The 12,442-nt window shown below is 55.5% G+C and carries 12 protein-coding genes; 6 read left to right on the top strand and 6 right to left on the bottom strand.

All coding sequences use genetic code 11. The features are described from left to right. Positions 1–6: 6 nt before the first annotated feature. The 3 genes from ACR0AK_RS20560 to hpaR all read right to left on the bottom strand — a co-directional run bounded on the left by ACR0AK_RS20560 (position 7) and on the right by hpaR (position 1,629). Entirely contained in the window at positions 7–696 is a 690-nt protein-coding gene (locus ACR0AK_RS20560; RefSeq protein WP_480794788.1) for a fumarylacetoacetate hydrolase family protein, read from the bottom strand. Positions 697–743: 47 nt separating this feature from the next. Further along, the gene (locus tag ACR0AK_RS20565) at positions 744–905 is read right to left on the bottom strand and encodes a hypothetical protein (protein ID WP_480794789.1); all 162 of its coding nucleotides are present in this window, start codon (positions 903–905) and stop codon (positions 744–746) included. A 289-nt stretch (positions 906–1,194) separates the two neighbouring features. After that, a complete protein-coding gene (hpaR, locus tag ACR0AK_RS20570; protein ID WP_170564255.1) occupies positions 1,195–1,629 on the bottom strand; it encodes a homoprotocatechuate degradation operon regulator HpaR in 435 nt (144 codons plus the stop codon). Positions 1,630–1,869: 240 nt separating this feature from the next. Between hpaR and ACR0AK_RS20575 the strand changes: the two genes are divergently transcribed. Together ACR0AK_RS20575 and ACR0AK_RS20580 are read left to right on the top strand one after the other, a co-directional pair. Beyond that, positions 1,870–3,282 (top strand): pyridoxal phosphate-dependent decarboxylase family protein, encoded by a 1,413-nt coding sequence (locus ACR0AK_RS20575; RefSeq protein ID WP_480794790.1) that lies wholly within the window; start codon positions 1,870–1,872, stop codon positions 3,280–3,282. Between the two features lie 15 nt (positions 3,283–3,297). Next, entirely contained in the window at positions 3,298–4,068 is a 771-nt protein-coding gene (locus tag ACR0AK_RS20580; protein ID WP_170564249.1) for an aldolase/citrate lyase family protein, read from the top strand. A 4-nt stretch (positions 4,069–4,072) separates the two neighbouring features. Here the strand turns inward: ACR0AK_RS20580 and ACR0AK_RS20585 are convergent, their stop codons facing one another. Continuing rightward, positions 4,073–5,215, bottom strand: coding sequence for a DUF3095 domain-containing protein (locus ACR0AK_RS20585; RefSeq protein WP_480794791.1), 1,143 nt, complete (start codon positions 5,213–5,215; stop codon positions 4,073–4,075). Positions 5,216–5,352: 137 nt separating this feature from the next. On the opposite strand from ACR0AK_RS20585, the gene ACR0AK_RS20590 reads away from it, so the two are divergent. From ACR0AK_RS20590 to ACR0AK_RS20605, 4 genes are all read left to right on the top strand, one after another. Next, the gene (locus ACR0AK_RS20590; RefSeq protein WP_480794792.1) at positions 5,353–6,525 is read left to right on the top strand and encodes an MFS transporter; all 1,173 of its coding nucleotides are present in this window, start codon (positions 5,353–5,355) and stop codon (positions 6,523–6,525) included. Between the two features lie 25 nt (positions 6,526–6,550). Beyond that, a complete protein-coding gene (locus ACR0AK_RS20595) occupies positions 6,551–7,585 on the top strand; it encodes a glycosyltransferase family 4 protein (protein WP_480794793.1) in 1,035 nt (344 codons plus the stop codon). 111 nt (positions 7,586–7,696) lie between these two features. Further along, complete coding sequence (locus ACR0AK_RS20600) at positions 7,697–8,719, top strand: aspartate-semialdehyde dehydrogenase (RefSeq protein ID WP_480794794.1); 1,023 nt, start codon at positions 7,697–7,699, stop codon at positions 8,717–8,719. A gap of 186 nt (positions 8,720–8,905) precedes the next feature. Continuing rightward, positions 8,906–11,053, top strand: coding sequence for a sterol desaturase family protein (locus tag ACR0AK_RS20605; protein WP_480794795.1), 2,148 nt, complete (start codon positions 8,906–8,908; stop codon positions 11,051–11,053). A gap of 36 nt (positions 11,054–11,089) precedes the next feature. Here the strand turns inward: ACR0AK_RS20605 and ACR0AK_RS20610 are convergent, their stop codons facing one another. Together ACR0AK_RS20610 and ACR0AK_RS20615 are read right to left on the bottom strand one after the other, a co-directional pair. After that, positions 11,090–11,626 (bottom strand): SRPBCC family protein, encoded by a 537-nt coding sequence (locus tag ACR0AK_RS20610; protein WP_480794796.1) that lies wholly within the window; start codon positions 11,624–11,626, stop codon positions 11,090–11,092. 133 nt (positions 11,627–11,759) lie between these two features. Beyond that, complete coding sequence (locus ACR0AK_RS20615; RefSeq protein ID WP_480794797.1) at positions 11,760–12,233, bottom strand: phosphoribosyl-AMP cyclohydrolase; 474 nt, start codon at positions 12,231–12,233, stop codon at positions 11,760–11,762. Positions 12,234–12,442: the final 209 nt, after the last annotated feature.

Below are 12,442 nucleotides of genomic sequence, written 5' to 3' on the forward strand. Positions count from 1 at the left end.
CCCGTTTTATACCAGTGTCATTTTGATCGGCTGTAACCCGTCGATGCCTCCTTCCAGCACATCACCCGCCTGAACCGGGCCAACCCCTGCCGGCGTGCCGGTCAGGATCAGATCGCCAGGTCGCAGATGGTAGTATCCGGACAGATGGCAGACGATCTCATCAATCTTCCAGATCAATTCTTCCAGCGTCGCGTCCTGACGCGTTTCCCCGTTCACGTTCAGGTAGATGCGCTTGTCGTTGGTCGGGGACCAGTCCTCCGCTCGGGTCAACGGGGCAAAAACGGTGCCGTTTTCCAGATCTTTACCCAGATCCCACGGGCGCTGTTTGTTCCGTTCGCGGATTTGCAGGTCACGGCGCGTCATGTCCAGTGCGCAGCCATAGCCATAAACCGCATCCAGCGCCTCTAAGCTTGTCGCGCGGAAAACGGGTTTGCCGATCGCAACCGCCAGCTCCATCTCGTGGTGAAAATTCTCGGTTCCCGGCGGATAGGGCACGGTTGCCCCCGACATGACCGCGTTCGGGGCCGATTTCGTAAAGTAGAAGGGCGCTTCACGATCGACCTCGTTCCCCATTTCGGCCGCGTGGGCTGCGTAGTTGCGGCCAACACAGAAAATGCGCCCAACGGGATATGTCGACAATTCCCCCTCAACCGGAATTGAAATCGGGTCTGGTAAGGAAAACAGGTTGTCCGGCATCGAAGCCCCCTAACTGCAGTTGGCAGCTTGTTTCTAAGTGGGCGGGATCACTTGGGCAAGCCACACAGGATCGCGCCTGACATCACCATGATGCGAACAGGTGCTTGTCGCAGGCTGTTCACAATTCTTGGTTTCGCCTTGGAATGCACCAGGCGCGCGCTACCATTGGTTGTAACATGGGTCTTGTCATCATCGTTTGTGACACTCATCACTTGGCGCGCACCTAAATCCACCCGTCACCGATCAGGCTATTTGCCTGTAGCCGGGTGTAACTGAATCAGAGAGTGACGGCCAAAGACCTGTACCCCCACACTGTCTTTGGGTCCGGATGTCCGCCTGTTTTAAAGCGGCCACTTCTCTGAGGCGTGTGCCGGGTGACAAGGGCAACCTGAACCACTCGGCCACGGGCCAGACACGCAGTCCAGTCAAAGTCTGGCCACCCCGCCGGAGGATACCCATACTTCTCTGGCGGGGGCAAAAGCCATCCGAGACGCGCGATCAGGTCTTCAGATCATGTAGATCGTTCAGCAGGTCCAGCAGGGCCTCGTGCCGATCCGGACCAAGCTGTGTCTTGATCTCTTCGGCCAAGCGCAGCGTCACCTGCATATTCTCTTGGATGATCTTTTCACCTTTAGCGGTGATATCGACGATCTGGCGGCGCTTGTCCTCGGGATGGGCCCGGCGCTGGATTAAATCCTTGCCTTCCAGTTTTTGCAAAATTCGCGTCAGACTGGGCAGCAAAAGACACGCACGATCCGCAATACGCGTTGGCTCTTGCGGGCCTTCTTCTTTCAAAACACGCAGAACGCGCCATTGTTGTTCAGTAACACCCGCATCAGCCAGCATATTCCGAATGGGCCCCATGACCCTTTCGCGCGCCCGCAACAGTGCAATTGGCAATGAGCGAGACGTTTTAGGCAAGTCGCTGGTCATGATGGAATTTTCGCCCAAATTAGGCCAAACTGCAACTGGCCAAACATTTTACGCATGATATCAGTATATTGGCTGCGCATTACGCGACCATTTCAAGCACCTCCCAGCATTGAGGCACAGTTCAAAATTAGTAAACAAAGCAATTAATATTGACGTTTTCATCAGAATGGCCATCACTGGGCGCAGGAACAAACACAATCCCGGTCCGATCCCGGGGTTGGCAGAGATCTGAGGGTTAAGATGAAGTGGGATGAATTTTCGGATTGGGGCAAGAGAATTGCCGAGTGGACACAGGATTACCACCTGACTGTAGGTGACAAACCCGTCCGCTCACGAACCGAGCCGGGGGATATCCTCAACGCCCTGCCCGCGTTGCCACCCGAGAACGCGCAGCCACTAGAGGATGTGTTTCAGGATTTCGAACAGATCGTGATGCCTGGGATCACCCATTGGCAACATCCTCGGTTTTTTGCCTATTTCAACTCGAACGCGTCTGCCCCATCGGTCCTGGCCGAGTTTCTGGCCAGCGCCATCGCACCGCAATGTATGTTGTGGCAAACCTCACCAGCCGCCACAGAAATGGAAACGCGGATGATGGACTGGTTACGCCACGCCCTTGATCTGCCCGAGGGGTTTGCGGGTGTCATCCAGGATTCCGCCTCGTCCGCCACACTGGCTGCCGTGCTAACGATGCGGGAGAAGGCATTAAAATGGCAAGGCAACAAACAAGGTCTATTCGAGCAAAAGCCCTTGCGCGTCTATTGTTCGGCCGAAGTGCACACTTCGGTTGATCGCGCCATCTGGGTGGCAGGGATCGGGCAAGACAATCTGGTGCGCATTCCGATCAAGGGCGACTGGCGCGGGATGGATCCCGCAGCACTGGAAGCTGCAATTCAGGCTGATTTAGACTCTGGTTTGCGGCCTGCAGGTGTTATTTTGTGCGTGGGCGGCACGGGAACGGGGGCGACTGATCCTGTAGATGAATGCCTGAAGATCGCTCAGAAATACGGGCTTTATTCCCATGTTGATGCCGCCTGGGCCGGGTCGGCGATGATCTGTCCGGAATACCGACATTACTGGCCCGGTGTGGAGCAAGCCGACAGCATCGTTTTTAACCCGCATAAGTGGCTAGGCGTGCAGTTCGATTGCTGCGCACATTTTCTGAAGGATCCGGATGATCTGGTGCAGACATTGGCGATCAGCCCGGAATACCTCAAGACCCATGGCAAGGACGGTATCATCAACTATTCGGAATGGTCTGTTCCACTTGGCCGTCGGTTCCGGGCGCTCAAACTCTGGTTCGTGATCCGGGCATATGGTCTGGAAGGGTTGCGCCAACGCCTGCGCAATCACGTAAACTGGTCCGTGGCGCTGCATGACCGGTTGGCGGCAGAGGCGGACTTCGAAATCGTAACTCAGCCGATGTGGTCGTTGTGGACTTTCCGTTACAATCCGACCGGCCATACGGATCTGGACGATCTGAACCTGCGTTTGGTGAATGCCATTAACGATGATGGCCGCATATATCTGACGCAAACCCGCGTTGATGGCGATCTGGTGATCCGGTTTCAGGCCGGTCAGTTCGAAACCACTGAAGAGGATGTTCAAATGGCTTTTGACGTCATAACTGAAATCGCCCGCTCGCTAAAATAGACAGGAGACCCGACCATGCCAGCCCAGAAAAATAGCTTCAAACAGGCTCTAAAGCAGGGCAACCGGCAAATCGGCTGTTGGATGAGTTTCGCCGAAACCATCACCGCCGAGATTATGGGAACTGCCGGGTTCGACTGGCTGGTCATCGACGGTGAGCATGCGCCGAACGATATCCGCTCGATCCGGAATCAATTGATGGCGCTAGCTGCCAGCGCTTCGCATCCGGTCGTGCGAGTTCCGGTCGGGGACACCGCTTTGATCAAAATGGTGCTGGATGCCGGGGCGCAAACCGTTCTGGTACCGATGGTCGAAACCGTTGATCAGGCGCGGCAACTGGTACGTGACTGTCGTTATCCGCCAACAGGCGTGCGCGGCGTTGGGGCCGGTGCGGCCCGGGCGACAATGTATGGCTCGATCCCCGAGTACATCCAATCCGCCGACGACCAAATCTGCCTGTTGGTTCAGGTAGAAAACCGCGCCGGGATGGAAGCTTTGGATGATATCCTTTTGGTGGAAGGTATTGATGGGGTGTTCATTGGCCCGGCAGATCTGTCGACGGATATGGGATATCAGGGAAACAGCGCGGCTCCAGAAGTGCGCGCCGTCATTTCGGATGCCATAGCTCGTATAAAAACCGCAGGCAAAGCGCCCGGAATTCTGGGTACCAATGACGAGGCATCGCAAGCCTATTTTGACATGGGTGCTCAGTTTCTGGCCGTTGGTATTGATGTGATGTTACTCGCTCAGACATCGCGGGCTCTGGCGGCAAAATGGAAAGCGAAATAGCACTTCAGGCGTGCATGACGGCGGCCGCCTGTGCATAGCCGCCCGAAGCACCATCGACAAAGTGGACGTGATCGTCGCGTGTCGCCGAAGGGACGATGCATGTCATCATCGCCTCGTCCTGGGCATGTAGCCCATAGCGAACCTTGCCCTGCCCCCGCGCCTGTTCAAGCATCATCTTGATTTGTGACAGCGTGGCTGGATCGCAATCCAGCGTCATTTTCAGCCCGTCATCGAATTTTCGATAATCGGCGTTGCGGCTGACCATGCGCTTGTAGTGTTCGGGTTCGAAATTTCCCAACCGCTTGCCGGACGTGAACAACAGCGCGATCAAAAGGTTCTGCCCCAGCAGCTTGATCCGTTGCAGCAGCAGGCTGCGTCCAGCCCTGGACACACGGGCGTCCAGTCCAACATCCGGTGGCGGCCAACTAATTGGTGGGCCATTCTCTGGTACCGGATGTCCCGACCGGTCCAACTCTTCCGAGGCTGACAAAACCGAACGGGCGAGATCGGCAAAGTCGCTCTCGGTTGCGTTTGCTGTGGGCTGAACCACGACCGAGACGATCTGACCGTTGCGTGCTTTGCTGTTGGACCACCGACAGGACAATCCGGTCAGGTCAGGCTGCGCACCGGGATCAGCAGGCGGAACCAAGAAGTTGCCAGCCTTCATCTGCGCCTCGGCCCAGGCCAAACCGCCACCCGAGAACATGGCGTAATCCACCCCGTCAGAAGGCGCATAACGCGCAACCCTCAGGTCTTTTCCCGCCTTGCGAATTTCAGCAACCGGCACCAACGCCGCGCGCAGCGAGATCGAAAACTCTTCGCCCGCCCAGCGCCTGAGGTCCGCCAACACCGCCTTGGCCGTATCAATCTCACTTGCGGGCACGGCAAAACCGGCACCGTCGCCACCGAAAACGTAAGGAAATTCCTTGCCTCGCATCGCGTTGATCATGGCCGAGATCACTGCGGCGCCGACCATGTTCACTGTCTTGTACCGCCCTTTTGAAATCTCACCGGTGGAATCGACGATATCTGCCACGCCCAGCGCCCAGTCACCTGGAACCGCGGAGAACCGCGCCGGATCCACTAGGCGGGTAAAGTCCCGCAACAGCGGAAGACTGTCATAGAACGCGGCCTGAGCGTCTTTCATTGGCACCTCGGATGTTCAATAAGCTCAAGGATAGCCCGAATGTGATCGTTGTCCGGTGAAAACAGTATAGCACACGTGCTTGTGTGTGGCACCGCGACGTGCCAAGCATTTCTCCGCTGGATGGGGAGAGGGTTTTCATGAAAGCAGGTCTGGTGGTGTTGTGCCTGGGCTATGTGCTCAGCCAGTTCTTTCGCGCCTTTCTTGCGGTGCTTAGCGTCGATCTGGGGCGCGACATCGGCGCCACCCCCGAGGATCTGGCCTTTGCTTCGGGCCTTTGGTTTCTGATTTTTGCCGCCATGCAACTACCAGTAGGCTGGGCGTTGGATCGGGTCGGACCGCGCCTGACGGCGGCGGTATTGCTGATGGTTGGGGGGGCCGGCGGAGCCGCGCTGTTCGCTGTGGCCAGCTCACCGTTTCATATTGCCATCGCAATGGGCTTGATCGGGATTGGCTGCTCGCCGGTCCTGATGGCGTCTTACTACATTTTCGCCCGCGAATTCTCACCTGCGCGTTTTGCCACCTTGGCCGCGATCATGCTGGGCGTCGGATCGGTCGGTAATCTGGTAGCTTCGTACCCCACAGCGTTGGCGGTTGAGCTGATGGGATGGCGGGCAACGATGGTGGCACTGGCGGTGTTTTCTGCGGCCATCGCTCTGGGTATCTGGTTCAGCGTGCATGACCCGAACCGCCTTGAGACCGAACACAAGGGATCGGTGCTGGACTTGCTGAAAGAGCCCGCTTTATGGGCGATCCTGCCGCTGATGCTGGTGGCCTATGCCCCGTCGGCAGCAACACGCGGCCTTTGGGCGGGGCCATACCTGAGCGATATCTTCGGCCTTGGCACCACCCAGATCGGGACGGCGACCCTGATCATGGGCGCAGCCATGATTGCCGGAACTTTTGCCTACGGTCCACTGGACAGAATGTTTGGTACACGAAAATGGGTGGTTTTCGGCGGCAACGCGCTGGCTGTGGTGGGTTTGTTCGTGATGTGCCTGTGGGTCGACAACATGGTTTGGCTGTCAGTTGTGCTAATGGCAGCGATCGGGTTCCTGGGGGCCAGCTTTCCGGTCATCATGGCCCATGGTCGTGCCTTTGTGCCGCCACACCTGATCGGGCGCGGCATGACCCTGTTGAATCTGTTCGGCATCGGCGGAGTTGGTCTGGCCCAATTCGTCACCGGGCGCATCCACGCCGCCACGGTGGACATAAGTCCAACCGCGCCCTACACAGCGATATTCGGCTTTTTTGCCATTACGCTAGCCATCGGCTGCGTGATCTATCTGTTCAGCCGCGACAGCGTCGACTGACGCTGGAACCGCCAGGAGTATCTCAGTGTCCGACCCGCGCGTCATTGCCCCCAATCTCAAACGCAGGCTTTCGGGCGTGACAGCAACGATTGCGCGTTTAGTGCCGCTGCAGGTGCAATGGATCGACATCGTCGCGACCGGGCCGGGCTTGCCGGATGACATCCCGCATATCCCGCTGGGCCGACTGCCCTTTCTGTCGCGCAAAACGCTGCGCGTCTGGCACGCGCGTCGCAATACCGAGATGCTGTTGGGACTTGTCTTGCGCAACATCTTCCGGCTGCGCCTGAAACTGCTGTTCACCAGCGCCTCGCAACGGGCTCATTCAGGCTATACGAAATGGCTGATCGACAAGATGGACGCGATTGTCGCGACCTCGCGCAAAACTGCCGGCTATCTTGAGCGAGACGCACAGGTCATCATGCATGGCATCAACCTACAAGATTTCACGCCGCCTGAGGATAAAGCCGCAGTTCGCCAACGTTTGGGTCTACCTGGGGGGCTGCTGCTAGGCTGCTATGGCCGAATCCGCCATCAGAAAGGCACCGATGCCTTTGTCGATGCGATGATCGACCTGTGCGGTCGTTTCGATGATGTGCATGGCATCGTAATGGGCCGTGCCACGGAAAAACACACCGGCTTTCTGACCGAGCTGAAAGATAAGGTCGCCAAGGCGGGCCTGTCTGACCGCATCCTGTTCATGCCCGAAGTCACCGTCGATCAGATCGCCGAGTGGTATCAGGTGCTGGACCTTTTCATCGCCCCCCAACGGTGGGAAGGCTTCGGTCTTACACCCCTCGAGGCGATGGCCTGTGGCGTGCCGGTTGTTGCAACCGATGTAGGCGCGTTTTCCGAGATAGTCACCGACGCCTCGCTGGGTCACGTGGTTAAACCCGGCGACATCCCGGCATTGGCTGATGCGGCCGCAGCCATGCTGGCCGACCGCGAATCCCTTGCGCGTTCCGGCATCGCCGCCCGCAACCATGTCGAGCAGAATTTTGACATCAATGGCGAAGCAAAAACGCTCGTTGCGCTCTATGAACGGCTCCTAAGCGACGCCTGACGCGCCGGACTGCGTAAAATCGGCGTCATTACGGGAATAATGCCCCGAAAACTCTTTTTTCTTCGCCGCAACGCAGCTATGAACGCGCGTCCTTAACTTTGGAGACATGAAATGGGCTATCGCGTCGTAGTCGTCGGCGCCACGGGTAACGTGGGCCGCGAAATGCTGAACATCCTGGCGGAACGCCAGTTCCCCGTCGATGAACTTGCCGTGTTGGCAAGCCGTCGTTCGCTGGGCACAGAGGTAAGCTTTGGCGACACGACACTCACTACCAAGGATCTGGACACGTTCGACTTCACCGGCTGGGACATGGCACTGTTTGCCGTGGGTTCCGAGGCGACCAAAGTGTACGCCCCCAAGGCGGCGGCCGCCGGCTGCGTGGTGATCGATAACTCGTCGCTGTATCGCTATGACCCGGACATTCCGCTGATCGTACCGGAATGTAACCCCGAGGCGATCCACGACTACAAAAACAAGAACATCATCGCCAACCCCAACTGCTCGACCGCGCAGATGGTTGTAGCGCTGAAGCCGCTGCATGACCGCGCCAAGATCAAGCGCGTTGTCGTGTCGACCTACCAATCGGTTTCGGGCGCTGGTAAGGAAGGCATGGATGAGCTGTGGGATCAGACCAAAGCGGTCTACAATCCCACCACGGACGTTCCGCCAAACAAGTTCCAGAAGCAGATCGCTTTCAACGTCATTCCGCAGATCGACGTGTTCATGGAAGACGGCTCGACCAAGGAAGAGTGGAAGATGGTTGTGGAAACCAAAAAGATCGTCGATCCGTCGATCAAGGTCACAGCCACCTGCGTCCGCGTTCCCGTGTTCGTTGGCCACTCTGAAGCCGTGAACATCGAGTTCGAAGAATTCCTGGACGAAGACGAAGCGCGCGACATCCTGCGCGAAGCACCGGGCATCATGGTGATCGACAAACGCGAACCGGGCGGCTACGTCTCGCCGATCGAATGCGCGGGCGACTTTGCCACCTTTATCAGCCGTATCCGTCAGGACTCGACAATTGAGAATGGCATCAACCTGTGGTGCGTCAGCGACAACCTGCGCAAAGGTGCTGCGCTGAACGCAGTGCAGATTGCTGAACTGCTGGGCCGTGAGGTTCTGAAGAAGGGCTAAAACTTTTTCATAGAATTAATCCTCAAAAACCCCGTCATATTGTAGGCGGGGTTTTTTTGTTGAATTTTTCAAGTCACTTAGGCACCAGATACAACGCGCTATGTCGCCTGCGTTCTGTCTGCGAAAGGCCCAATTAACGCCGCATTGTGAAACTATTTTCTCAAAAACGCTAAGAAAGTTCTGGTTTTGGACACATTAAATTCGTTTCTTGAGAGTGTTTTTAGCGCGCCGATCGACCTGAACGTGCGGTATTCTATCTTTTACATCTGCTGCTCTGTGATCATCGCATACTTCATCTGGCGTAGCCGTGGCGGTTCAGAGAGTTTCATAAAGTGGCTGGCCCCTAAACATGTCTATTCGCATCGGTCCAACCTGCTTGATATCAAGCTATTTTTTGCCAGCCGGGCGGTTGCTGCGCTAGGCGTTTTTGGGGCGTTGTTTTTTCCAACAACTATGGCCTATGCGCTGCTCAATTTGCTCGGCGGTTCCAAATTTGAGCCAGCTCAGCCTGGTTGGGCACAAACTGTTCTGGTTACCCTCATAATTGTTGTCTCGAGTGATTTCTGTAAATACTGGGCGCATCGCGCTCACCATGAGATGAAGTTTCTGTGGCCGTTCCACGCAGTACATCACTCGGCGGATGTTCTTACTCCGCTTACAGTTCAGCGGGTACACCCCATTGAGCCCCTATTTCGAAACGTCCTGATTTCAATTGTTGTGGGCATCGTTCAGGGATTGTGCCTTTACGTTTTTGTTGGAGAAATCAATATTTTGACGATCGGTGGCGCCAATGCGCTGTACTTCGTTTTCAACGCACTGAGCGCGAACTTTAGACACAGTCATATCTGGATAAGCTACGGCCGCGTAATCGAGCATATTCTAATTTCACCGGCACAACATCAAATCCATCATTCTGTTGCCGTCAAACACCACGACAAAAACTATGGCTCTATTTTCGCGCTTTGGGATTGGATGTTTGGGACGCTGTACATCCCAACAGAACGGGAAAAGCTCACATTTGGTGTATCGGATGGAACCGGAAAGCCAATCGATCAACCTTATCCCTCGCTGATTGCGGCACTCGTCCTTCCATTCAAAGAGAGTTGGGATGCGATCAAAGGGCGGATTAGTACAGGCACTGGCATGACGCAAACCGTCGCGCCAAACACAGAAGCGATACAGCCAGGTTTTTCCCTATGGTTGGACTTTCTGCGCGCGAGCGCTGCGCTAACCGTCCTGTTTGGCCATATGGCTCACATACGATTCACCCGTGGGGACTATTACTTCTTGCGGGATTGGAACGTTGCCAGCGATGCTGTTGCAGTGTTCTTCGTTCTGTCTGGCGTCGTGATCGCCTATGCGGCAGGTCGGGATCGGACTCTTGGACGATACGCATTCAATCGCCTGACTAGGATTTATTCAGTGCTCATTCCAGCACTTATCCTGACAATTGTTTTTGACGCGATCGGTACGCGGGTCGACATGACCGCATACCCGGATTTGTATTATTCACCTCTGCCATTGGGCGAGTTTTTGTGGCGAGGTTTGACTGTCACTAACCTTTGGACCGGCATCTCTGATTGGGTAAGGTTGGGAACAAACGGACCAATATGGTCTCTGAGTTACGAAGTCGGGTTTTACTTGCTGTTTGGCAGCATCATCTTCCTTAAAGGCCCACTGCGCATTGTCATCGTTGCTTTGATTGCCTTACTGGTTGGAATACCGGTGTTGGCAATGTTCCCAGCTTGGTTGATAGGGGTTTTGGTTTGGAAAATGGCTCCGGACACCCATTCGACTCATGCGCGTTCAAAAGCATGGTCTATGGCCGTTGGCAGCATCCTGTTGTTGATTGCATTGAAGGTGACCAATGTACCCGAGTGGTTAGCAAACTTCACGTTTCAACTGTTTCAGCCACACAACTATCACGCAATACTTGTCTACTCCGATGAAGTACTTTGGAACTCAGTTATAGCCTTCTGTATTGCGGTCCACCTGTACGGTGTCCGCGTGCTTACCGAAGACTTGCCAATGCCAGACGATAGTCTTATCGCCCGCAGTGTCCGCTGGATCGCTGGGGGCAGTTTCTCGCTTTATCTCGTGCATTACCCGACATTGCATCTTCTTGATGCCGTTTTGCCGGAAGAACTGCCCGGATACGATCTCTGGCTACTTGGTCTTACACTGACGATCTGTTTCGGGTTTGCCGCACTTTTCGAGCGACCCCTGAAGCAATACAGGGCAACCTTGAAAAGAGCATGGAGCTGGGTTTCATCCAATCCCTTGTCTCAGTTCAAGACCGCACAACAGTCTCCTCAATCCGCCGAGAACCGGTAATGTCAACTTGTTGCAAAGTAGATTTTCGCAAACAATCTATCCCTGCCCCTCGACCAGTGCCTTGAGGTTGGTCAGACCGCGCTCATAGTCTCCGCCGACCCATTTATCCATCATCAGGCCCATCCAGCGTGACATGGGGTTCATGCCAAGATCGGATTCGAACCCCCAGGTCACCTGAGTCTGTTCTCCCTCAGGCGTCAGATCGAAGGATGCCGACGCAGTCCCCATCGGGCCGAAATCAAGCGCTGTTTTGACAGTCTGGTCCGGAACGCTTTCTACGATTTCCTGTGATCCGGTGCCAACCTGCGGGTGTTCAGATGTCCAGTTCAAGGTGTTGCCGACGCCCGCTTCGGGCCCGCTATAGGACAATTGGGTTTCCGGATCACGCGTGAGCCAAGGCGACCACTTTTCAGTTTCCTGCATCGAATTCACGTATGGAAAGATCGCGTTGGCGGGCGCGTTGATCGTGATGCTGCGGGACAGTTCGGCCTTGCCCGGCAAAAGGTAAGATACGCCAACCAGAATCAGAATGAGAACAAGCAGAGTAACGAGAATACGTTTAATGAATCGCATGACACGCTCCTGATAAAATAACTATGGTTTCGATCATAACAAAAAATGGCGCGAAATCAGAGGCCTGATCCGCGCCATACGATTTCTTTCGACCGCTTGTCAGTGCGATGCTGCGTCTAACCCAACGCTTTCGTCACGGTTGATAAGGCAAGGATGAGTGGTGCAGGACGATAAGCAGCCTGCCTTCGGCGTCTTTCTTGTAGCCGAAACTTTTGTCTACCTGAGTGACGTTACCATCCTTGTCTGTCAGCATGACGGAACCCATCCACATGGCAACGTCGCCTTCAACAAACGAGGCAGCAGTCACGCTTTCCATCGCGCGCCAACCTTTGATACCAAACCCGCCATCAAGCGGATATTCGGCGTCATGGCCTACGAAGTAAGCAAGCGCACCGTGGCGCGTTGGGCGGAAAGTCTGGTCCCCCGACGCCATCGTCGGCTTGAACAACACCGGTCCCAAACCATAGCCATAAGCGGCATCCAGAACGTCTTCGGCAACCGGACGGGCTGCATCGATACCGCCATCTTCATACGCTTTTGAAATGGCAATCAAACCTTCGCCCCAAGCGTTCCGGGCAGCGTTCAGTTCGTCTGTCGTTATCGGCATAGTCCTGTCCTCTTGTATCCGCACTTTCCTGGATGGGTACTTGCAGCAAGTGAGCACCAAAACAAGGGTGGGACATTGAAAGCTGTTCGTGTGTCTGTCGGTTGCTTTAAACTGAATTCACGGAAAATTCGACCCATTTTCAATCACCGACGCAAGGTTTTGCAAAGGATTCCACCATCAATGTGCAGCTATGCCGTGGGGGCGTAGAA

This window comes from Ruegeria sp. BI12 (genome assembly GCF_056537985.1).

Bases quoted from the DNA above. Each gene is read 5' to 3' on its own strand.
- ACR0AK_RS20590 (WP_480794792.1), top strand. From the start codon at position 5,353: ATGAAAGCAGGTCTGGTGGTGTTGTGCCTGGGCTATGTGCTCAGCCAG.
- ACR0AK_RS20575 (WP_480794790.1), top strand. From the start codon at position 1,870: ATGAAGTGGGATGAATTTTCGGATTGGGGCAAGAGAATTGCCGAGTGG.
- hpaR (WP_170564255.1), bottom strand. From the start codon at position 1,629: ATGACCAGCGACTTGCCTAAAACGTCTCGCTCATTGCCAATTGCACTG.
- ACR0AK_RS20600 (WP_480794794.1), top strand. From the start codon at position 7,697: ATGGGCTATCGCGTCGTAGTCGTCGGCGCCACGGGTAACGTGGGCCGC.
- ACR0AK_RS20615 (WP_480794797.1), bottom strand. From the start codon at position 12,233: ATGCCGATAACGACAGACGAACTGAACGCTGCCCGGAACGCTTGGGGC.
- ACR0AK_RS20585 (WP_480794791.1), bottom strand. From the start codon at position 5,215: ATGAAAGACGCTCAGGCCGCGTTCTATGACAGTCTTCCGCTGTTGCGG.
- ACR0AK_RS20565 (WP_480794789.1), bottom strand. From the start codon at position 905: ATGAGTGTCACAAACGATGATGACAAGACCCATGTTACAACCAATGGT.
- ACR0AK_RS20560 (WP_480794788.1), bottom strand. From the start codon at position 696: ATGCCGGACAACCTGTTTTCCTTACCAGACCCGATTTCAATTCCGGTT.
- ACR0AK_RS20610 (WP_480794796.1), bottom strand. From the start codon at position 11,626: ATGCGATTCATTAAACGTATTCTCGTTACTCTGCTTGTTCTCATTCTG.
- ACR0AK_RS20580 (WP_170564249.1), top strand. From the start codon at position 3,298: ATGCCAGCCCAGAAAAATAGCTTCAAACAGGCTCTAAAGCAGGGCAAC.